The following is a 21,111-nucleotide window of genomic DNA, read 5'->3' as shown; positions in this document are numbered from 1 at the left end:
CAACAGACTCAAGGATGCCGTAACGCTGCGCTGGCGTCAACAGACCTGAGTCGGGGCGGCTCAACCTTTAGCTGCCGCTTAGGCGCAACCCCTGGAGTACGAGCTTTCACCGTCGCCTGCGGCCCGGCCTCCCGGGGCTCCGCCCCGGACCCCGCGCCTCAAACGCCGGCGAGGCTGGGTTACCCCGGCCGGGGCATACCGCCGCGCGGCACCCCGCTCGCGCCGGGAGGCGTGCGGCACGGTGCTGGCATGCCTCTGCTGCTGCCCGTCACCGCCCGGCCAGGGCCACGGCTACCGCTCCTACCCGCCCGGCCCCCGGCCAAGCGCGTGCTCGACCTCGCCGGGGCGCTGGTGCTGCTCGCCGCGCTCGCCCTGCCGCTGGCCGCCGTCGCCGGGCTGCTCTGCGCGACCCGGGGGGCCCGGCGGGTCTTCGTACGGGCCCCCGCGGCGGGTCTGGCCGGCCGGCCGTTCCGGACCTGGCGGTTCGACACGGCCGACGCCGGGCGCACCGGGGCCGCGCTGGAGCGCTGCGCCCTCGACGTCCTCCCCCAGCTGCTGAACGTCCTGCGCGGGGAGATGTCCCTGGTCGGGCCGCGCCCGGAGCCCCGTACGGACCGCCCCGAGCGGTTCCTCGTACGGCCCGGGATGACCGGATTGTGGCAGGTGAGCGGGCGGTCGGACCTCCCGTGGGAGGAGATGGCCCTGCTCGACCGGCACTATGTGGAGAACCACTGGCTCGGGATGGATCTGGCGATCCTGGCGCAGACGCCGCGGGCGGCCTACCGTCATAGGCAAGCCTGAGCGACACAGATCACCGCGCGCTCGGCTACATTGCGGCGTCGGGAGTGGGTAACCTCATGCCTTGACTCAATAAGTTACCGCTTAGTAAGTACCGCCCGAGGAGCCCTCCCATGCAACTCGCCGCGATCATCGTGTCGCTGGTCATCACGGTGGTAGCCGTCGCGCTGTTCGGCCGTGCCATCGCGCAGATCTACCGCTATGTGCGCCTCGGCCAGCCAGTGCCCGCGGGCACGCGCACCGGCGACCCCACTCAGCGCACCATCACGCTGGTCAAGGAGTTCCTCGGCCACACCCGCATGAACCGCTGGGGCATCGTCGGATTCGCGCACTGGTTCGTGGCGGTGGGCTTCTTCTCCCTGCTGCTGACCATCGTCAACGCCTTCGGTCAGCTCTTCCAGGCCGACTGGCTGATCCCGATCATCGGTGACTGGCTGCCGTACGAGGTCTTCACCGAATTCCTCGGCCTGATGACCGTGCTCGGCATCGTCACCCTGATCGTGATCCGGCAGCTGAACCGGCCGGGCGGGGCGGGGCGCAAGTCCCGTTTCGCAGGCTCCAAGACGGGCCAGGCGTACTTCGTAGAGGCCGTCATCCTGATCGTCGGCATCTGCATCATGACGCTGCGCGCGCTGGAGGGGGCCCAGCACGGCGTCGACGGCTGGGAGCCCGGCTTCTTCGCGTCGTACCCGCTGATCGCCGCCCTCGACGGGCTGAGCCTGAGCACGCTCCAGCACCTCACCTACTTCTTCGCGGCGCTCAAGATCGTCACGTCCTTCACCTGGATGATCACGGTCTCGCTCAACACCAACATGGGTGTCGCCTGGCACCGCTTCCTCGGCTTCCCGAACATCTGGTTCAAGCGCAACGCGGACGGTTCCACCGCCCTCGGCGCCCTGCAGCCGATGACCAGCGGCGGCAAGCAGATCGACTTCGAGGACCCGGGCGAGGACGACGTCTTCGGCGTCTCCCAGGTCGAGCAGTTCTCCTGGAAGGGCATCCTCGACTTCTCCACGTGCACCGAGTGCGGTCGCTGCCAGTCGCAGTGCCCGGCCTGGAACACGGGCAAGCCGCTGTCCCCGAAGCTCCTGATCATGTCGCTGCGCGACCACGCCCACGCCAAGGCCCCGTACCTGCTCGCGGGCGGCGGCAAGGACATGGAGGGCAACGAGAAGGCCACGGCGGAGCAGCTGAAGGACGTCCCGGCCGCCGCGATCGCCGAGGCCGAGCGCCCGCTGATCGGCACGGTCGAGGAGAACGGCGTCATCGACCCGGACGTGCTGTGGTCCTGCACGACCTGCGGTGCGTGCGTGGAGCAGTGCCCGGTCGACATCGAGCACATCGACCACATCGTCGACATGCGCCGCTACCAGGTGATGATCGAGAGCGCGTTCCCGTCCGAGGCGGGCACGATGCTCAAGAACCTGGAGAAGAAGGGCAACCCCTGGGGCCTGGCCAAGAAGCAGCGCGTCGAGTGGACGAAGGAGGTCGACTTCGAGGTCCCGATCATCGGGAAGGACGCGGAGGACCTCTCGGAGTTCGACTACCTCTACTGGGTCGGCTGCGCCGGCGCCCTGGAGGACCGGGCCAAGAAGACCACCAAGGCCTTCGCGGAGTTGCTCAACATCGCGGGCGTCAAGTTCGCGATCATGGGCGGCGACGAGAAGTGCACCGGTGACTCGCCGCGCCGCCTGGGCAACGAGCCCCTGTTCCAGCAGCTGGGCCAGGAGAACGTGGCCATGCTGAACATGGCCTTCGGCGAGGACGACGAGGACCCGTCGACGAAGAAGCCGAAGTCGGCGAAGCGGATCGTCTCGACCTGTCCGCACTGCTTCAACACCATCGCGAACGAGTACCCGCAGCTGGGCGGCGAGTACGAGGTCATCCACCACACGCAGCTGCTCCAGCACCTGATCGACGAGGGCCGGCTGACGCCGGTGACGCCGGTCGACGGCCTGATCACGTACCACGACCCGTGCTACCTGGGCCGGCACAACAAGGTCTACACGCCGCCGCGCGAGATCATGTCGGCCGTGCCGGGGCTGCGCCAGCAGGAGATGCACCGCCACAAGGAGCGGGGCTTCTGCTGCGGCGCGGGTGGCGCGCGGATGTGGATGGAAGAGCGGATCGGCAAGCGCATCAACAACGAGCGCGTCGACGAGGCCCTGTCCCTGAACCCGGACATCGTCTCGACCGCCTGCCCGTTCTGCCTGGTCATGCTGACCGACTCGGTGAACGGCAAGAAGAACGAGGGCCAGGCCAAGGAGTCCGTGCAGGTCGTGGACGTGGCCCAGCTGCTGCTGGACTCGGTGAAGGCCCCGGGGCCGACGGAGGCGGAGCTTGCCGCCGAGGCGGCTGCCGCCGCGGAGGCGGAGGCCGAGGCTGCGGCTGCGGCTGCCGCCGCGGAGGCCGAGGCCAAGGCGAAGGCCGAGGCCAAGGCGAAGGCCGAGGCCAAGGCCAAGGCGGAAGCCGAAGCCAAGGCGCAGGCCGAGGCCAAGGCCAAGGCGGAAGCCGAAGCCGCCGAGGCCGCCGCGAAGGCCGAAGCCGAGCCGAAGGGGGACGCAGAGGCGCAGGCCACGGCCGACGCCGAACCGGCCGCCGAGGCCGCGCCCGAGACGGCGCCGGCGCCGGAACCGGAGCCCGCGGCCGAGCCGGAAACGGAAGCGGAGCCGGAGGCCAAGGCCGACGGGGCCGGAGCCGAGAGTGCCAAGTAGCAGGAGTCCGCACCACGCACGTCCGGAACGGCCGGTCCCCCTCGGGGCCGGCCGTTCCGGCGTTCGGGCCCGCCGCACCGGGGTGGGGACGACCCCCCAGGGTTCCCCTAGGGGATGTCACAGGTCGGCCGCAAAGGCCACGAATCCGGCCGCCCGGCCACCGGGCCCCGCCGGACCAGGTACTTTCGATCACGTGGCTGGATTCAGGATCGGACGGGGCCGGGACAACAACCGCACCCCGCAACAACCCCCGCGGCAGCAGCCGTACGCCTCGCAGCAACCGCCGCAGGCGCCGTACGGCCGGCAGCCCTACCCTCCCGCAGGCCCGCCCCCGCAGCAGCAGTGGCCGCAGCCGGGCGCCGGAGGCCACGGCGAGCCCGAGTACTTCGACCCGTACGGTCAGCAGCACCCACAGGCGCCGCAGCCCCCGTACGGCCAGGGAGGCGGCGCGGGCCACGGGGGCTACTCGAACGACAACAACCCGGGGTACACCCAGGTCTTCGCCGTCGGCGAGGACCCGTACAGCCAGGGCGCGACCTACCACGCGGGCGCAGGGGCGGCCGCCCCGGCCGGCCCGCGGCTGCCGTGGAAGGAGCTGCTCCGCGGCATCGTGACGCGCCCGGGGCAGACCTTCCTCCAGATGCGCGACTACGCGGTCTGGGGCCCGGCGCTGACGGTGACCTTCCTCTACGGGCTGCTCGCGGTGTTCGGCCTCGACGACGCCCGCAAGGACGTGATCAACGCGACCCTCTCGAAGGCCGTCCCGATCGTCCTGTCGGCGGGCGTGGCCTTCCTGATCTGCGGCCTGCTCCTGGGAGCGGTCACGCACACCCTGGCCCGCCAGCTGGGCGGCGACGGGGCCTGGCAGCCGACCGTGGGCCTGTCGATGCTGGTCATGTCGCTGACGGACGCCCCGCGCCTGATCTTCGCGGTATTCCTGGGCGGTGACAACGGGCTGGTCCAGGTGCTGGGCTGGGCCACCTGGGTGGCCGCCGGCTTCCTCTTCACCTCGCTGGTCGCCAAGTCCCACGACCTGCCGTGGCCGAAGGCGCTCGGCGCCTCCGCGATCCAGCTGATCGCACTGCTGTCGATCATCAAGCTGGGCACGATCTAGCACCGGCCCGACAGCCGCACGAGGAAACGACGAAGGCCCGCCCGCACACCGTGCGCGGCGGGCCTTCCGGCCTGGCCCGGCCTCCGGGGTCAGGCGTCGAGCACCTGGCCCTCACGCTTCACGACGGGCGGCTCGACGGACCACGGGAAGTTGACCCACTCGTCGGTCTTCTTCCACACGTACTCGCACTTCACGAGCGAGTGGGACTTCTCGTAGATGACGGCGGACCGCACCTCCGCGACATGGCCCAGGCAGAAGTCGTGGACGAGCTTCAGCGTCTTGCCGGTGTCGGCCACGTCATCGGCGATGAGGACCTTCTTGTCGGTGAAGTCGATCGCCTCGGGGACGGGCGCCAGCATGACCGGCATCTCCAGGGTGGTGCCGACACCCGTGTAGAACTCCACGTTCACCAGGTGGATGTTCTTGCAGTCCAGCGCGTACGCCAGCCCGCCCGCGACGAAGACCCCGCCCCGGGCGATGCTCAGGATGATGTCGGGCTCGTACCCGTCGTCGGCGATGGTCTGCGCGAGCTGCCGCACGGCCCGCCCGAACCCCTCGTAGTCGAGGTTCTCGCGCACTACGTCACTCATGCCTCGTGCCTCACCTGGGTGCGGTGGAAGTTCTGGAAGGAGCGCGAGGCGGTCGGCCCGCGCTGCCCCTGGTACCGGGACCCGTACCGCTCGCTGCCGTACGGGAACTCCGCGGGCGAGCTGAGCCGGAACATGCACAGCTGCCCGATCTTCATGCCCGGCCAGAGCTTGATCGGCAGCGTGGCGAGGTTCGACAGCTCCAGGGTCACGTGACCCGAGAAGCCGGGGTCGATGAACCCGGCGGTCGAATGCGTCACCAGACCGAGGCGGCCCAGACTGGACTTCCCCTCCAGTCTGGAGGCGATGTCGTCGGGCAGCGAGATGACCTCGTACGTCGAAGCCAGGACGAACTCCCCGGGATGGAGGATGAACGCCTCGTCCCCCTCCGGCTCGACCATCCGGGTCAGGTCGGACTGCTCGACCGCGGGGTCGATGTGCGCGTAGCGGTGATTCTCGAAGACCCGGAAGAACCGGTCGAGACGCACGTCGATGCTGGAGGGCTGCACCATCGACTCCTCGAACGGGTCGATGCGAACCCGTCCGCTGTCGAGCTCGGCCCGGATGTCTTTGTCAGAGAGAAGCACGTCCCGAGGATACGCAGAGCGCGCGGGCCACCCCCAATCGAGAGCGGCGCCGCGCGCCCGTCCGCTATCGCTTGACCGCTGCCCCCACGGGCACGGCCTGCCTCAGCCGCGCGCACCGCGGGCACCGCAGCAGCCGCCCCGGCCCGATCCGGCCGGCACCGAGGTGCTGCAGCGGGAAGGAGGCGGTACTGAATACGTGCCCTTCGGCACAACGGACGACGGTGTGCTCCATCGAGTCCCTTTCCCCAACGAGCGATACTGCGATGAATCGCCACATTAGGGGATGATCGCGACCCCACTCCAGCCGCCGCTCCGCACCCACACGGTACGCCCCAACTCCCGTGCCCACACGCCCCGGTGCACCCACCACACAACAACGACCCCGCGGCAAATTCACCGGGGGTCGATCATGAGGTAGAGTGAGCAACGATACGGCTCCAGGCAGCTGGACCGCCGTGCGGATGTAGTTTAATGGTAGAACATGAGCTTCCCAAGCTTATAGCGCGGGTTCGATTCCCGTCATCCGCTCCACGACAAACCCCCAGGTCAGAGACCTGGGGGTTATTTGTCGTCCGGACCGATGCTGAGGCCACGCACGTGGTGCCGGGCCCTCCGAAGTTCGGCACGGGCCGGTCCGTTGGCCCACGGCACAGGCTTTGGCCGCATACCCTGCCGACGCTAAGGTGAGGCGCCGTACTCGGCGGGTCGCTTCCCTGAGGGAAGAGCGCTCCCCTGAGGGAGGTGGGAATGGGGCTCATGGACGCGCACCACGCGGGGCTGGTCGTCGCGGCGCAGGCCGGTGACGATCGGGCGCGCGAGGAGCTGATCGCCGCGTACCTGCCGTTGGTCTACAACATCGTCGGGCGAGCGCTGAGCGGACACGCCGACGCCGACGACGTCGTCCAGGAGACCCTGCTGCGCGTGGTGCGCGACCTGCCTGCCCTGCGTGCCCCGGAGAGCTTCCGGTCCTGGCTGGTGTCGATCACGCTCCGCCAGATCAATACCTACTGGCACCGGCAACGCACCTTCGCCGACCGGACCACGGTCATCGACGAGGCACACCAGATACCCGACGCCGGGGCCGAACCCGAAGACGTCACGATCGTGCGTCTGCACCTGTCGGACGAGCGCCGGCAGGCCGTCGAAGCCGGCCGGTGGCTCGACGAGGACCAACGGGCGCTGCTGTCGCTGTGGTGGCAAGAACGCGCCGGCTCGCTGAGCCGTGACGACATCGCCGCCGCGACAGGACTCACCGTCGCCCACGTCGGAGTACGCCTGCAACGCATGCGCGAGCAGTTGGAACTGAGCCGGGCGATCGTCGCCGCGCTGGAGGCCCAGCCGCGCTGTCCGCAGCTGAACGAGACCGTCGCCGGCTGGGACGGTCTCCCCGCATCGGTGTGGCGCAAGCGGATCGCGCGGCACACACGCGGATGCCAGGTCTGCACGGCGACGACGACAGAACGGGTACCGGCCGAACTACTGCTCCTCAGCCTCGCGCCGCTGGCCGTCCCTGCCGGGCTCGTCGCCGCGCTGGCCGCCAAGGGCCTGCTGTCGGGTACGGCCGCGAGCGCCGCCGGGCTGGCCACGGCACACGCCGCCGTCGGCACGGCGACGGCGGGAGGCGGTCTCCACAGCGCGCTGATCGGCAAGCTCCAGGCGGTGACCGCTCACCAGCTGGTGGGCCTCGCCACCGGCGCGGTGCTCATCGCCGGGACCGCCACCTACGCGACCTGGCCCGAACCGGCGCATCGGGAGCCCGGGGTCATCGCCACCCCTACGGTCGGCAGCCCCGCGGCCGGCACTCCCACGCCGGTCCCGTCGCGCACCACCACGTCGGCCGAGCCGCCCCCGGTGAGTCCGTCCGCCTCCGCAGGCACTGTTCCGCTGGGCGCACAGTCGCTGGAGTCCGTGGACCAGCCCGCCCTGTACCTCACATACGCCGACGACTTCGCGACGCTCGGCCGAGTCGACGCGTCCAGCAGCGCGCGGACACGCCAGCGGGTCACGTTCACGGTCATCGGGGGGCTGGCCGACACACGGTGCGTCACCTTCCGCGCCGCCGACGGCCGGTATCTGCGCCATCGTGACCTGCGGCTGCGGCTGAGCAGCGACGACGGCAGCGAGCTGTTCCGTGAAGACGCCACCTTCTGTCCGCGCCCGGGCGCGGTCGCCGGGTCGGTGACCCTGCACGCGCACAACTATCCGGGATCGGTCATCCGCCACCGCGACGGCGGCGTCTGGCTCGATGGGTCCGACGGCACTCCGGCCTTCGCCGGCCAGGCTTCCTTCATCCTGCGCAGGCCCTGGGCCTGAGAACCGCTCTTTGAGCGTGTGATCCGGCTTCGGTGCGTATGCATCGACGGCTGCCGCCATTTCCGAAAACCTTCACCGGTGATCAGGGCGGCGCGCCCTTTCCACAGCGACGACCAGACCGCGGGGCTTGGCATAACGCTTTCTGCCCGCGAGATGCATCACTGAGCAATCGTCCGGACGGCGCGACTTTTCCGTTACGAGACCGCGAGCGCGGAAGCCTCCCTTGCATGGGGTGCTCTTCCCGCCGCTCACCAAGACGGGCAGGCGTGGGGGGTTCCCCGGTATCCCCCTTGACGTATCCCCGGAAGAAAGCCCCTCCCATGACGCGACACGACCCCACGACCACGGCACCCAGGGTGACCCGCGACCCCCGAGGAGAATCATGAAGGGCCAGCACCGGCTCAGCCGGCGTCGCCGAACAGTGGCAATAGGAACGGCGGCCGCGTCGGTGGTGGCCGGTGTCGTGACACTCCTCCCCAGCTCCGCCGGAGCCGCGAACCTCGGTACGCAGGCGGCCCCCTCGGGCAGGTACTTCGGCACCGCCGTGGCCGCCGGCAGGCTCGGCGACTCCGCGTACACCGCGATCGCCGACCGGGAGTTCAACATGATCACCCCGGAGAACGAGATGAAGTGGGACGCCGTCGAGCCGTCCCGCGGCAACTTCAACTTCGGCCCCGCCGACCGGATCGTCGACCGTGCGAAGGCGAACGGCCAGCGCCTGCGCGGCCACACCACGGTCTGGCACTCGCAGCTCCCGGCCTGGGTCGGCTCGATCGGCGACGCGAACACGCTGCGCGGCGTCATGAACGGCCACATCACCACCACGATGACCCATTTCAAGGGCAAGATCTACGCGTGGGACGTGGTCAACGAGGCATTCGCCGACGGCCCCGGCGGCCGGCTCCGCAGCTCGGTGTTCCAGAAGGTCCTGGGCAACGGCTTCATCGAGGAGGCGTTCCGCACCGCCCGTGCGGCCGACTCCTCGGCCAAGCTCTGTTACAACGACTACAACATCGAGAACTGGTCGGACGCCAAGACCCAGGGCGTCTACGGAATGGTCAAGGACTTCAAGTCCCGCGGCGTTCCCATCGACTGCGTCGGACTCCAGAGCCACTTCGGGGCAGGCGGCCCGCCCGCGAGCTTCAAGACCACCCTGGCCAACTTCGCCGCCCTGGGCGTCGATGTCCAGATCACCGAGCTGGACATCGCCCAGGCATCGCCCACCCACTACGCCGACGCGGTCAAAGCCTGCCTGTCCGTGTCCCGGTGCACCGGCATCACGGTGTGGGGCGTTCGTGACAGCGACTCCTGGCGCAGCCGCGAAAGCCCGCTCCTGTTCGACAACAACGGCAAGCCCAAGCCCGCGTACGCCACCGTCATGAGTGCCCTCAACTCCAGCCCGGGTACCACCCCGAGCAAGCCGTCCGACGGTACTGGTACCGGTACGGGGGAGATCAAGGGCGTGGCCTCCGGCCGCTGTATCGACATCCCCGCCTCCACCACCGCCAACGGCACCCAGGCGCAGCTGTGGGACTGCAGCGGCCAGGCCAACCAGCGCTGGACCCACACCGCCGGCAAGCAGCTGAAGATCCACGGCGACAAGTGCCTGGACGCCAAGAGCAAGGGCACCACCAACGGCACCGCGGTGGTCATCTGGGACTGCAACGGCGGCACCAACCAGCAGTGGAACATCAACGACAACGGCACGATCACCGGCGTCCAGTCCGGGCTGTGCCTCGACGCCGTCGGCGCGGCCACCGCCAACGGCACCAAGATCCAGCTGCACGCCTGTGGGGGCGTCGGCAACCAGAAGTGGACCGCGCCGTCCGGATCGGGCGGCGGCACGTGCCCGCTTCCGTCGACGTACAAGTGGAATTCGACGGGTGCCCTGGCGCAGCCTGCGAACGGGTGGGCCTCGCTGAAGGACTTCACCAGCGTGGTGCTGGGCGGCAAGCACCTGGTCTACGGGTCGAACTTCAACGGATCGAAGTACGGATCGATGACGTTCGGCCCCTTCACCAACTGGTCGGACATGGCGTCCGCCGGACAGAAGGCGATGGACCAGCCCGCGGTCGCGCCCACGCTGTTCTACTTCGCGCCCAAGAAGATCTGGGTCCTCGCGTACCAGTGGGGTCAGTGGCCCTTCATCTACCGCACGTCGAGCGACCCCACCGACCCCAACGGCTGGTCCGCGCCGCAGCCGCTGTTCACCGGCAGCATCCCCCGCACCGACTCCCCCACCGGCCCGATCGACCAGACCCTGATCGCCGACGACCAGAACATGTACCTGTTCTTCGCCGGTGACAACGGCAAGATCTACCGGGCGAGCATGCCGATCGGGAACTTCCCGGGCAGCTTCGGCTCGTCGTACACGACGGTCATGAGCGATACGGAGGCCAACCTGTTCGAGGCCCCCCAGGTGTACAAGGTCCAGGGCCGACAGCAGTACCTCGTGATCGTCGAGGCGAAGGGCGCGAACGGGCGCTACTTCCGCTCGTTCACGGCCTCCAGCCTGAACGGCTCGTGGACCCCGCAGGCCGCCACGGAGAGCAACCCCTTCGCGGGCAAGGCCAACAGCGGTGCCACCTGGACCAACGACATCAGCCACGGTGACCTGGTCCGCAACAACCCCGACCAGACCATGACCATCGACCCCTGCGACCTGCAGTTCCTCTACCAGGGCAAGTCCCCCACCGCGGGCGGCCCCTACGACCAGCTGCCGTACCGGCCGGGTGTCCTCACCCTGCAGCGCTGACTGCCCGATCCACGGTCATACGCAAGGAGGAACACCCCCCATGAAGAACCCCACGAACGGTGGGCGCCGCGGGCGTCACCGCCGCCGCCGGACCGCGATCGGACTGCTGCTCGGAGCGCCCGCTCTCGTCGTGCCGTATCTCCTGTTCGTGCAGGAGGATTCGCAGGCCGCGACCGTCGACGGCAATGCCCACTACCGGCTGATCTCCGTACGCAGCGGCAAGGCGCTGGACGTCAACGCCTTCTCCACGGCCGACGGCACCCGCATCCAGCAGTGGACCGACCAGAACACCGCCAACCAGCAGTGGAAACTGCGACCCGCCGGGGACGGCTACTACGAGCTGGTGAACCGCAACAGCGGCAAAGTGCTGGGCATGGCGGGCGGTTCGTCCGCCCAGGCGGCCGCCGCCGAGCAGCAGACCGACAGCTCCTCCACCTCTCAGGAGTGGCGGATCGACGAGGTGAGCGGTTCCGACGCCGTCACCTTCACCTCCCGCAGGAGCGGCCAGGTCCTGGACGTCTCCGGAGGCTCCACGGCCGACGGCGCGGCGGTCATCCAGTATCCCGGCAAGGGCAGCACCAACCAGCAGTGGAAGCTGGTGAAGACGGCCGAGTCCCCGGCGGCCGGGACCGGACCGTATGTGTGGAGCAACGCCCAGGTTGTGGGCGGCGGTTACGTCACCGGGCTGGTGTTCAACCCGCGTGAGAAGGGCCTGCTGTACGCGCGCACCGACATGGGCGGCGCCTACCGCTGGGACACCGCGGCCGAGCAGTGGATCCCGCTGACCGACTGGGTCGGCGAGAAGGACTGGAACCTGCTGGGCATCGATTCGCTGGCCACCGACCCCGTCGACCCCGAGCGGCTCTACCTCGGGGCGGGCACCTACACCAACGAGTGGGCGGGCAACGGCGCGATCCTGCGCTCCACCGACAAGGGCCGCACCTTCGAGCGCACCGACCTGCCCTTCAAGCTGGGCGGTAACGAGGACGGCCGCGGGGCGGGCGAGCGGCTGGTGGTCGACCCCGCGAACAACGCCAACCTGCTCCTCGGCAGCCGCAAGAACGGCCTGTGGCGCAGCACCGACCACGGCGTCACGTGGAGCCAGGTCTCCTCGTTCCCCGTCAAGGACGGGGCGAGCAGCGGCGGCGGCATCTCCTTCGTGACGTACGGGCCGGCCGACAGCAAGACGGTCTACGTCGGCGTCGCCGACAGGTCCACCTCCCTGTACCGCTCCACGGACGGCGGCAGCACCTGGCAGGCCGTCTCCGGGCAGCCCGCCGGCCAGATGCCGCAGCACGGCGTGCTCTCCGGTGACGGATCGCTGTACCTGACGTACACCAACAATCTCGGGCCCAACGGCGTGACGGCGGGTTCGGTGTGGAAGTACACGCCGGGCAGCGGGGCGTGGAAGAACATCTCCCCGTCCCAGGGAAGTTACGGCTTCTCCGGTCTGGCGGTCGACCCGCGCAAACCGTCCACGGTCATGGTCACCACCCTCGGCCGCTGGTGGCCCGAGGACGAGATCTACCGGACCACCGACGGCGGTTCGAACTGGAAGGCACTGGCCGACAAGTCGGTGCGGGACGCCTCCGGCGCTCCTTACGTCGGCACTCACACCGGGCACTGGATGACCGCCCTGGCCATCGATCCCTTCGACGCCGGGCACGTGCTGTACGGCACCGGCAACGGCATCCTGCGCAGCAAGGACGCCAATGCCTCCGACAGCGGCGGCACCAGCCACTGGAGCATGGGAGCCCGAGGGCTGGAGGAGACCGCGGTGCTGGACGCGATCGCCCCTCCCGGCGGCGCCACCGTCATCACCTCCATGGGCGACCAGGGCGGCTTCCGGCACGACTCCCTGACCAAGGTGCCCTCCGGGCGGCTGAAGAACCCGTTGATGACCAACAGCACCGATATCGACTTCGCCCAGTCCAAGCCCTCGATGATGGTCCGCGTCGGCCGTGGCGGCGAGCAGGACGGCGCCTACTCCACCGACGGCGGCAGCAACTGGACAGGCTTCACGGCAGAGCCTGTGGCCGGTGCACGGGACGGCCGTATCGCGCTCTCGGCGGACGGCTCCACCATCGTCTGGACCGAGGCCGCTCAGGCCCCGTACCGCTCGACCGACAACGGGGCGAGCTGGTCGAGGGTCAGCGGCCTGGGCAACGACGCCGCAGTCGTCGCCGACCGCTCCTCGGCCAGGACCTTCTACTCCCTGTCCGGCGGCACGCTCTACGCCGGCACCGACGGCGGCGCGACCTTCACCGCCCGCGCCGGCAACCTGCCCGTCGGCCGGCTCACGGCCGTCCCCGGCGTCGCCGGGGACCTGTGGATCGCCGGCGGTGACAAGGGGCTGCTGCACTCCACCGACGGCGGCCGCACCTTCACCACGCTCACGACGGTGCAGTCCGCCTCCGCCCTCGGCTTCGGCAAGGCCGCGCCGGGCGCCTCCTACCAGGCCCTGTACCTGATCGGTACCGTCAAGGACGTCACCGGCGTCTTCCGCTCCACCGACATGGGCGCCACCTGGCTGCGCGTCAACGACGACGCCCACCAGTGGGGCAACATCAGCGGCGGCGGCGTCGTCACCGGCGACCCCGACACCTTCGGGCGCGTCTACATCGGCACCAACGGACGCGGCCTCCAGTACGGCGACCCGTCCTGACCCCAGCACACCCGAGCGGGGCCGCACGCACGACTGCCTGCGGCCCCGCCATGGCTGAGGGAACACGCCGGCCATTGCCGCCGAAACGCTGCCCTCGGGGTGAATCAATATCTGTGCCCGCGGTCTGAGAGTTCATTTGACCCCGCGAGGAGAGTTTTTGCCGCACCGCATAGGGTGGGGATGCTTAACGCACACGGGCCACCGATGCGTGCTACTGTCGATCTCGGTTGCAGTTTTGGTACCCAAAAAACTTCAAGCGCCTCCAGTCGGCCTCCGCGCCACATTCGAGCGCTTTATATTTCCGGGCTGTTTTCCGGCGGGGCATCATCGCGGCGACACGGCATCCGCACGGCGCGGGTGCCGGTGTACTGCCCCGAAGGAGATACGACATGACTGCCGGCACCGTGAAGTGGTTCAACGCGGCAAAGGGTTTCGGCTTCATCGAGCAGGACGGTGGCGGGGCCGACGTCTTCGCCCACTTCTCGAACATCGCCGCCCAGGGCCTCCGCGAGCTGCTGGAGGGCCAGAAGGTCACCTTCGACATCGCGCAGGGCCAGAAGGGCCCGACGGCCGAGAACATCGTCCCCGTCTGACGCTGACGCGCATTTCGTAGCTGGGGCCCGCATCCCTGGGGGTGCGGGCCCCAGCTGCAAGCATTTCCCGCAGTGATGTCACCTGCGGACGAACTATTCAAGGTGCAGCCTCTCAGATTTGCACCACGGTTGATTTCTCTGGGTATGCGTCTGCAGGACGCGACCCCATCTCGGCGACTGCGCCCCGACAGAATTCCTGCGGGCCAGAATCGCTTTCGCATTCCATTCGGCCCGTTCTTGTGATTCCCCGCGCTGCGTTTCCGCTGCGGGAATTCCTTGATACGTGCCGTATCGAGGAAGGTTCTGAATGAACCCCACACGTACGAACGACCGTTCCTCCCGCACCCGCGGCCGCTCCGGCGGCCCCGCTTTCGGCACTGGCGCCGGTGCGGGTCGGAGCAGCCGCTTCGGCTCCTCCACCCCGGTCCGTTCCGGAGGCCCGAACCGGTCGGGCGGCTATGGCCGCCGACCCACGACGGTCCAGGGCGAGTTCGCCCTGCCCAAGACGATCACCCCCGCGCTGCCCGCCGTCGAGACCTTCGCCGATCTCGCCATGCCGGCCGAGCTGTTGGCCGCCCTCGGCGCGCAGGGCGTGACCGTGCCCTTCCCCATCCAGGGCGCCACCTTGCCCAACACCCTCGCCGGCCGTGACGTACTCGGCCGCGGCCGGACCGGATCCGGCAAGACCCTGGCCTTCGGCCTCGCTCTGCTGGCCCGCACCGCCGGGCAGCGCGCCGAGCCGCGCCAGCCCCTCGCCCTGATCCTCGTACCGACGCGTGAGCTCGCGCAGCAGGTGACCGAGGCGCTGACTCCCTACGCGCGCTCGGTGAAGCTGCGCCTGGCCACCGTCGTGGGCGGAATGTCGATCGGCAAGCAGGCCGGCGCCCTGCGCGGGGGTGCCGAGGTCGTCGTCGCGACCCCCGGACGCCTCAAGGACCTCATCGACCGAGGTGACTGCGGGCTGAGCCAGGTCGCGATCTCCGTCCTGGACGAGGCCGACCAGATGGCCGACATGGGCTTCATGCCCCAGGTCACCGCCCTCCTGGACCAGGTGCGCCCCGAGGGCCAGCGGATGCTGTTCTCCGCCACCCTGGACCGCAACGTCGACCTGCTGGTCCGCCGCTACCTCTCCGACCCCGTCGTGCACTCCGTGGACCCCTCCGCCGGCGCGGTCACCACGATGGAACACCACGTCCTGCACGTGCACGGCGCCGACAAGCACCGGACGACGACGGAGATCGCGGCCCGCGACGGCCGGGTGATCATGTTCCTGGACACCAAGCACGCCGTGGACCGGCTGACCGAGGACCTGCTGAACAGCGGTGTCCGGGCCGCCGCCCTGCACGGCGGGAAGTCGCAGCCGCAGCGCACCCGCACCCTTGCCCGGTTCAAGACCGGGCACGTCACGGTGCTCGTCGCCACCAACGTCGCCGCACGCGGCATCCACGTCGACAACCTCGACCTCGTCGTCAACGTCGACCCGCCGACCGACCACAAGGACTACCTCCACCGCGGCGGCCGCACCGCCCGCGCCGGCGAGTCCGGCAGCGTCGTCACCCTGGTCACGCCCAACCAGCGCCGCGACATGACCCGCCTCATGCAAGCCGCCGGGATCGTCCCCCGGACCACCGAGGTCCGCCCCGGCGAGGAAGCACTGAACCGGATCACCGGCGCCCAGGTCCCATCCGGCGTCCCGGTCACCATCACGGCGCCGGTGTCCGAGCGGCCCAAGCGCGGCGCAGCCTCCCGCGGTCGACGCAGCGCCGCTTCGGCGGCCCGGCGCCTCAGCGTGCGGCAGTCCGCCTTCGATGCGGCGGCCTGACCAACACGTGATCAGAAGACTGACCCATCTCAGCAGGAGGCACATGTTGACGCTGGTCCAGATGCAGCCCCGCTCGGTGAGTGCCGACCCTGTGGCCCAGACCGTGGACAACGCCATGGAGGCGGCCGGGCCACAGGTCTGTGACGACATGACGGTCGAGGTGGCCCTGTCCGTCATGGCCAGTGCCCGCGCCGGACATCTGCTCCTCTGCGACAACGACGGCCTGTGCACCGGACTGGTTACCCAGGCCCGGCTCGCCGCCGTCCGCGACAGTGACGCGTACACGGACCGGGTCCGGCTGCGTGACGTCCTCGGTGACCGCGGGCCGTTCACCTCGCCCATGACCACGACGGCCGAGGCCGAGCACGCGATGCGCTACCGCCGGCTCGACGCCCTGCCTGTCGTCGATGAGCAAGGCAGCGCTCTGGGCGTCCTGGCCCTTGCCCACTGAACGACCTCACCGCGCGGTCGGACCATTCACCTCTTCCCCCTGTGAGGCATCATGCGCTGCGTCATCGCCCGCTTCCCGTTCGACCTGACCAAGAGCGGCGTCCTGGAATCGATGAAGGGCGTCAAGCCCGAGCAGGTCATCGGCGAGTCCGTGATCATCGGCCGCCGGACCTACCCCGTCAAGCAGGTCGGCCAGGTCATCACCCGCCAGGACCGCCGCGACTTCAGCGCCGGCGAAGTCCTCCGTGCCATGACCCAGCTCGGGTTCACCTGCCGCGGCCTTCCCCAGGCCGCAGCACCCACCCGTGTCCTCAGCCCGCTCCAGAAGGCGGCCGCGATGCTCGGCCACCCCGCCACCGTCTGACCGGCGGGACCGGCGCGAGCCGACACGGACCCAGCGACGAGGGCCCGACCGGCACGTGCCGGTCGCCCCCGCCTGCGTACCGGCGGCTTTCTCTACGCGACGTGGTAGCCGCCGGAATGGCCACCGGTGGCCGTTCCGGCCAGAGCTACGCTCAGACGCCGTCGGCTGTGCCCAGCTCAGCCTTTCGCCGGCGGGCGTAGCCCTCCAGGTCCCGCTTGATGGTCATGACCTCCTCGACCTGAATGCGGATGGGCCGGCAGTACTGGGCGTCGCACGAGCGCGGGAAGCTGCCGTCGATGAGCGAGATACCGCTGAGCACCACCCAACCGTCATCGTCGATCTCCGTGCAGAGAACCGGGTGGAAGAAGCAGTCCTCGTAGATGTCCCCCACCCGGATGCCCGCCGGGTTGCGTGGGTCTATGGCCTCGTTCATGCCGCACAACCTGTCATGGCGGGCACAGAAGCGCTGAAACGAACGGCCCGCCGGGCCTTCGGGGCCGCTGCGGCGGACGGGCGGACCGGGGTTCGCGCTTCCGAAACACTGCGCTCGGGGTAAATCAATATCTGTGCCCGCGGGCTGAGAGTTTAACGCGCCCCGCAGGGAGAGTATTTACCCCATCGCGCGGAGCGGGTTCTTTTTTCGCACCGAGGCCGCTGAGGCGTGCTACTGTCGATCTCAGTTGCAGTTTTGGTACCCGAAAACTTCAAGCACCTCCGTAGGCGGCGCTTTGCATTTCCGGTCTTTTTCCGGTCGGGGCATCATCGCGGCGACACGGCATCCGCACAGTGTGAATGCCGGCGTACTGCCCAAAGGAGAAATGACATGGCTGCTGGTACCGTGAAGTGGTTCAACGCGGAAAAGGGCTTCGGCTTCATCGAGCAGGACGGTGGCGGCGCCGACGTGTTCGCCCACTACTCGAACATCGCCGCCCAGGGCTTCCGCGAGCTGCTGGAGGGCCAGAAGGTCACCTTCGACATCGCGCAGGGCCAGAAGGGCCCGACGGCCGAGAACATCGTTCCCGCCTAAAGCTGACGCGCAGTTCGTAGCTGGGGCCCGCATCCCTCGGGGTGCGGGCCCCAGCTGCATGCATTTTCCGGCAGCGGTTCCACTGCATGGCGCCCGCCGATGATCTTCACCCATGGACCCTTCAGGGACGCCTGCCGCTTCGAAGCCGCGTTCCGCAGCCGTCCTGGCCTCGACGTTCGTTCGACGTCACACTCTTTTCGGATTTCAGCGCCCGCGCCGACACGGATTCCATGCGGGCGAGATTCGCTTTCGCATTCTCTTCGGCCCGTTCTTATGGTCCCCGCACTGCTCCACCGTTGCGGGAATTCCTTGATGACGTGCCGCTTCAAGGAAGGTTCTGCATGAACCCCGTACGCACGAACAGCCGCTCCTCCCGCACCCCCCGCCGCACCGGCGGCTCCGGTTTCGGCTCCGCCGCCGCTCCGGTTCGGGGCGGTCGCTTCGGTTCGTCCGCCCCGAGCCGTTCGGGAGGCCCCAGCCGTGCCGGCGGCTACGGACGCCGATCCGCCCCGGTACAGGGAGAGTTCGCCCTCCCGAAGACGATCACCCCCTCGCTGCCCGCCGTCGAGGCGTTCGGCGAGCTCGACATGCCCCCGGAGCTTCTGGCCGCGCTCACCGCGCAGGGCGTGTCCGTGCCGTTCCCGATCCAGGGCGCGACCCTGCCGAACTCCCTCGTGGGTCGTGACGTGCTGGGCCGCGGCCGGACCGGATCCGGCAAGACCCTGGCCTTCGGCCTGGCTCTGCTGGCCCGCACCGCCGGGCAGCGCGCCGAGCCCCGCCGGCCGCTCGCCCTCGTCCTCGTCCCCACGCGCGAGCTGGCCCAGCAGGTGACCGACGCCCTCACGCCGTACGCACGCGCCGTCAAGCTGCGCCTGGCGACCGTGGTCGGCGGCATGCCCATCGGACGCCAGGCCGGCGCCCTGCGCGGGGGTGCCGAAGTCGTCGTCGCCACCCCCGGACGCCTCAAGGACCTCATCGACCGAGGTGACTGCGGGCTGAGCCAGGTCGCGATCTCCGTCCTGGACGAAGCCGACCAGATGGCCGACATGGGCTTCATGCCCCAGGTCACCGCCCTCCTGGACCAGGTGCGCCCCGACGGCCAGCGCATGCTGTTCTCCGCCACCCTGGACCGCAACGTCGACCTCCTGGTCCGCCGCTACCTCTCCGACCCCGTCGTCCACTCCGTCGACCCCTCCCAGGGCGCGGTCACCACGATGGAACACCACCTCCTGCACGTGCACGGCGCCGACAAGCACCGGGTCACGACGGAGATCGCGGCGCGCGAGGGCCGGGTGATCATGTTCCTGGACACCAAGCACGCCGTCGACCGGCTGACCCAGGACCTCCTCGACAGCGGAGTCCGCGCCGCGGCCCTCCACGGCGGGAAGTCCCAGCCCCAGCGCACCCGCACCCTCGCCCAGTTCAAGACCGGGCACGTCACCGTCCTGGTCGCCACGAACGTCGCCGCCCGAGGCATCCACGTCGACAATCTGGACCTCGTCGTCAACGTCGACCCGCCGACCGACCACAAGGACTACCTCCACCGCGGCGGCCGCACCGCCCGCGCCGGCGAGTCCGGCAGCGTCGTCACCCTGGTCACCTCCAACCAGCGCCGCGGCCTGACCCGCCTCATGGCCGACGCCGGCATCGTCCCCCAGACCACCCCGGTCCGCTCCGGCGAGGAAGCCCTCCACCGGATCACCGGCGCCCGGACCCCCTCCGGCATCCCGGTCACCATCACCGCGCCGGCGGCCGAGCAGCGCAAGCGCGGCCCGGTGTCCCGCGGTCGACGCAGTCCCGCCGCGGCGGCCCGCCGCGTGAGCGTGCGCCAGTCCGCCGCGTGAGCATGCGCCAGTCCGCCGCCGACGCGGCCGCCTGAACACCACGTGATCAGGAAACCGACCCATCTCTGCAGGAGGCACTTGTGACGCCGGCCCAGACGCAGTCCCGCTCGACTCACGCCACCCCCGTGCACAGGACGGTGGCCGACGCCGTGGAGATGGCTGCACCGCAGGTCTGCGATGACATGACCGTCGAAGTGGCCCTGTCCGTCATGATCAGCGCCCGCGCGGGGCATCTGCTCATCGGTGACGAGGGGCTGCGCACCCCCCGGCTGATCACCCGGGCCCAGCTCGTCGCCGTCCGTGACAGCGACGCGTACACGGACCGCATCCGGCTGCGCGACGTCCCCGGCGACCGCGGGCCGATGACCCCGGTGGCCGTCTGACCGACGGGCGCGAGCCGCCACCGGAACAGCGAGAAGGGCCCGACCAGCGCGCGCTGGTCGGGCCCTTCCGCGTACCGACGGGTCTTCCCACGTGCCGTCTCCCACGAAAGTCGAGCTCTTCCCGGCAGGTACGAAAATCTATCCTGGCCGGAGTAGACATTGGGCAGTGGCGTGGTTATGGTTTCTCTCGTAACCAAGCGAGACAACAGGGCCCGGCAGAGACGAACTGCCGGGCAGCACCCGCAAGTTGGCAGGACGGTGCGGTGGTGGAGTCCCGAAGCCAGGGTTGTTGAAGGACGGCGACGGGGCTGACGACCGGACCGGGGGGCCCGCAGTGATCAGGGGCCCCCATGAGCGGTACCGCTGTCATGGCAGTGGCGGTATCCGCAGGTGCAGTACGCAGGACGCAGTCCCTGGTTGGTCATCGAGGGAAGAACGGAGGAGCCGAGCACCATCAGGATCGCCCGGGCCGAATTCTTGGGGCCGGGTACCGCAGGACATCGATAGTGAGGTGGTCTCCGGTCAAGCAACCGCGATCCCCGCGCACCCGGCAGCACCTCGGCCGGGTCGGCGGAAACAGAAGGCCGGTGCGGTATCAGGACCGGCAGATGGTGTAGTAGTTCCTTCGGGGCCCCGGTGCCGTACGGCACCGGGGCCCCTCAACGCGTTCACCGGAGAGGTGCAAGTGACAGCAGACGACTCGTTCAACCGGCTCGATGACGACGACTACCCCGCCTACACCATGGGCCGCGCCGCCGAGATGACCGGCACCACCCAGAGTTTCCTGCGCGCCCTCGGCGAAGCCCGCCTCATCACCCCGCTCCGCTCCGGTGGCGGCCACCGCCGGTACTCCCGCTACCAGCTGCGCATCGCCGCACGCGCCCGCGAGCTCGTCGACCAAGGCACCCCCATCGACGCCGCCTGCCGCATCATCATCCTCGAAGACCAGCTCGAAGAAGCCCAGCGCCTCAACGCCCAGTACCGCAGCGCCGCCGAATCGTCCCCTCCGCCGGCCTCGTACTGAGCCGGGTCCGCCCGTCGGTCCGGCGGGCCCGGCTCCGATACGGGTTCCCGTGATCCGCTCCGCAAGAGCCG

The 21,111-nt window shown here is 69.6% G+C and carries 17 protein-coding genes and 1 tRNA gene; 15 read left to right on the top strand and 3 right to left on the bottom strand.

Annotated elements, in window-relative coordinates; all coding sequences use genetic code 11:
* Positions 1-249: 249 nt before the first annotated feature.
* The 3 genes from ACIP5M_RS03690 (at position 250) to ACIP5M_RS03680 (ending at position 4,626) form a co-directional block, all read left to right on the top strand.
* The gene (locus ACIP5M_RS03690; protein WP_401191381.1) at positions 250-801 is read left to right on the top strand and encodes a sugar transferase; all 552 of its coding nucleotides are present in this window, start codon (positions 250-252) and stop codon (positions 799-801) included.
* Positions 802-911: 110 nt separating this feature from the next.
* On the top strand, positions 912-3,512 hold the full coding sequence (locus tag ACIP5M_RS03685) for a (Fe-S)-binding protein (RefSeq protein ID WP_401191379.1): 2,601 nt from the start codon (positions 912-914) through the stop codon (positions 3,510-3,512).
* Positions 3,513-3,705: 193 nt separating this feature from the next.
* Entirely contained in the window at positions 3,706-4,626 is a 921-nt protein-coding gene (locus tag ACIP5M_RS03680; RefSeq protein ID WP_401191377.1) for a Yip1 family protein, read from the top strand.
* Between the two features lie 89 nt (positions 4,627-4,715).
* Here the strand turns inward: ACIP5M_RS03680 and ACIP5M_RS03675 are convergent, their stop codons facing one another.
* Positions 4,716-5,216: a phosphoribosyltransferase gene (locus ACIP5M_RS03675; RefSeq protein ID WP_401191375.1), complete on the bottom strand. Its 501-nt coding sequence runs from the start codon at positions 5,214-5,216 to the stop codon at positions 4,716-4,718.
* Positions 5,213-5,800 (bottom strand): dCTP deaminase, encoded by a 588-nt coding sequence (gene dcd, locus ACIP5M_RS03670; protein ID WP_401191373.1) that lies wholly within the window; start codon positions 5,798-5,800, stop codon positions 5,213-5,215. The genes ACIP5M_RS03675 and dcd overlap by 4 nt, the downstream gene beginning before the upstream one ends.
* 457 nt (positions 5,801-6,257) lie before the next feature.
* On the opposite strand from dcd, the gene ACIP5M_RS03665 reads away from it, so the two are divergent.
* The 8 genes from ACIP5M_RS03665 (at position 6,258) to ACIP5M_RS03630 (ending at position 16,762) form a co-directional block, all read left to right on the top strand.
* Positions 6,258-6,331, top strand: a tRNA-Gly gene (locus tag ACIP5M_RS03665).
* Between the two features lie 216 nt (positions 6,332-6,547).
* Complete coding sequence (locus ACIP5M_RS03660; RefSeq protein ID WP_401191371.1) at positions 6,548-8,113, top strand: sigma-70 family RNA polymerase sigma factor; 1,566 nt, start codon at positions 6,548-6,550, stop codon at positions 8,111-8,113.
* Positions 8,114-8,495: 382 nt separating this feature from the next.
* Positions 8,496-10,868, top strand: a complete 2,373-nt coding sequence (locus ACIP5M_RS03655) for a non-reducing end alpha-L-arabinofuranosidase family hydrolase (protein ID WP_401191369.1) — start codon at positions 8,496-8,498, stop codon at positions 10,866-10,868.
* A gap of 40 nt (positions 10,869-10,908) precedes the next feature.
* Positions 10,909-13,533, top strand: coding sequence for an RICIN domain-containing protein (locus tag ACIP5M_RS03650; protein ID WP_401191367.1), 2,625 nt, complete (start codon positions 10,909-10,911; stop codon positions 13,531-13,533).
* Positions 13,534-13,922: 389 nt separating this feature from the next.
* Positions 13,923-14,126 (top strand): cold-shock protein, encoded by a 204-nt coding sequence (locus tag ACIP5M_RS03645; protein WP_401191365.1) that lies wholly within the window; start codon positions 13,923-13,925, stop codon positions 14,124-14,126.
* A gap of 307 nt (positions 14,127-14,433) precedes the next feature.
* Positions 14,434-15,948 (top strand): DEAD/DEAH box helicase, encoded by a 1,515-nt coding sequence (locus ACIP5M_RS03640; protein WP_401191363.1) that lies wholly within the window; start codon positions 14,434-14,436, stop codon positions 15,946-15,948.
* A gap of 46 nt (positions 15,949-15,994) precedes the next feature.
* Entirely contained in the window at positions 15,995-16,399 is a 405-nt protein-coding gene (locus ACIP5M_RS03635) for a CBS domain-containing protein (RefSeq protein WP_401191873.1), read from the top strand.
* A gap of 51 nt (positions 16,400-16,450) precedes the next feature.
* Positions 16,451-16,762: an SCO5918 family protein gene (locus ACIP5M_RS03630; protein ID WP_401191361.1), complete on the top strand. Its 312-nt coding sequence runs from the start codon at positions 16,451-16,453 to the stop codon at positions 16,760-16,762.
* 151 nt (positions 16,763-16,913) lie between these two features.
* Here ACIP5M_RS03630 and ACIP5M_RS03625 read toward each other — a convergent pair whose 3' ends face one another.
* Complete coding sequence (locus tag ACIP5M_RS03625) at positions 16,914-17,195, bottom strand: hypothetical protein (RefSeq protein WP_401191359.1); 282 nt, start codon at positions 17,193-17,195, stop codon at positions 16,914-16,916.
* A 390-nt stretch (positions 17,196-17,585) separates the two neighbouring features.
* Between ACIP5M_RS03625 and ACIP5M_RS03620 the strand changes: the two genes are divergently transcribed.
* The 4 genes from ACIP5M_RS03620 to ACIP5M_RS03605 all read left to right on the top strand — a co-directional run bounded on the left by ACIP5M_RS03620 (position 17,586) and on the right by ACIP5M_RS03605 (position 21,040).
* Positions 17,586-17,789, top strand: a complete 204-nt coding sequence (locus ACIP5M_RS03620; protein WP_023586116.1) for a cold-shock protein — start codon at positions 17,586-17,588, stop codon at positions 17,787-17,789.
* Between the two features lie 341 nt (positions 17,790-18,130).
* Positions 18,131-19,633, top strand: coding sequence for a DEAD/DEAH box helicase (locus tag ACIP5M_RS03615; protein WP_401191356.1), 1,503 nt, complete (start codon positions 18,131-18,133; stop codon positions 19,631-19,633).
* Between the two features lie 155 nt (positions 19,634-19,788).
* Positions 19,789-20,016, top strand: coding sequence for a hypothetical protein (locus tag ACIP5M_RS03610; RefSeq protein WP_401191355.1), 228 nt, complete (start codon positions 19,789-19,791; stop codon positions 20,014-20,016).
* A 685-nt stretch (positions 20,017-20,701) separates the two neighbouring features.
* Positions 20,702-21,040 (top strand): helix-turn-helix domain-containing protein, encoded by a 339-nt coding sequence (locus ACIP5M_RS03605; protein ID WP_401191353.1) that lies wholly within the window; start codon positions 20,702-20,704, stop codon positions 21,038-21,040.
* The last annotated feature ends 71 nt before the right edge of the window (positions 21,041-21,111 follow it).

Source organism: Streptomyces sp. NPDC088762 (assembly GCF_044750905.1).
In the GTDB taxonomy this organism is placed as follows: Bacteria; Actinomycetota; Actinomycetes; order Streptomycetales; family Streptomycetaceae; genus Streptomyces.
This window is presented reverse-complemented; position numbering and strand designations above follow the sequence as displayed.

Coding starts and splice junctions, on each gene's coding strand:
- ACIP5M_RS03690 (WP_401191381.1), top strand. CDS start 250: ATGCCTCTGCTGCTGCCCGTCACCGCCCGGCCAGGGCCACGGCTACCG.
- ACIP5M_RS03685 (WP_401191379.1), top strand. CDS start 912: ATGCAACTCGCCGCGATCATCGTGTCGCTGGTCATCACGGTGGTAGCC.
- ACIP5M_RS03675 (WP_401191375.1), bottom strand. CDS start 5,216: ATGAGTGACGTAGTGCGCGAGAACCTCGACTACGAGGGGTTCGGGCGG.
- ACIP5M_RS03660 (WP_401191371.1), top strand. CDS start 6,548: ATGGGGCTCATGGACGCGCACCACGCGGGGCTGGTCGTCGCGGCGCAG.
- ACIP5M_RS03655 (WP_401191369.1), top strand. CDS start 8,496: ATGAAGGGCCAGCACCGGCTCAGCCGGCGTCGCCGAACAGTGGCAATA.
- ACIP5M_RS03650 (WP_401191367.1), top strand. CDS start 10,909: ATGAAGAACCCCACGAACGGTGGGCGCCGCGGGCGTCACCGCCGCCGC.
- ACIP5M_RS03645 (WP_401191365.1), top strand. CDS start 13,923: ATGACTGCCGGCACCGTGAAGTGGTTCAACGCGGCAAAGGGTTTCGGC.
- ACIP5M_RS03640 (WP_401191363.1), top strand. CDS start 14,434: ATGAACCCCACACGTACGAACGACCGTTCCTCCCGCACCCGCGGCCGC.
- ACIP5M_RS03630 (WP_401191361.1), top strand. CDS start 16,451: ATGCGCTGCGTCATCGCCCGCTTCCCGTTCGACCTGACCAAGAGCGGC.
- ACIP5M_RS03625 (WP_401191359.1), bottom strand. CDS start 17,195: ATGAACGAGGCCATAGACCCACGCAACCCGGCGGGCATCCGGGTGGGG.
- ACIP5M_RS03620 (WP_023586116.1), top strand. CDS start 17,586: ATGGCTGCTGGTACCGTGAAGTGGTTCAACGCGGAAAAGGGCTTCGGC.
- ACIP5M_RS03615 (WP_401191356.1), top strand. CDS start 18,131: ATGAACCCCGTACGCACGAACAGCCGCTCCTCCCGCACCCCCCGCCGC.
- ACIP5M_RS03610 (WP_401191355.1), top strand. CDS start 19,789: ATGGCTGCACCGCAGGTCTGCGATGACATGACCGTCGAAGTGGCCCTG.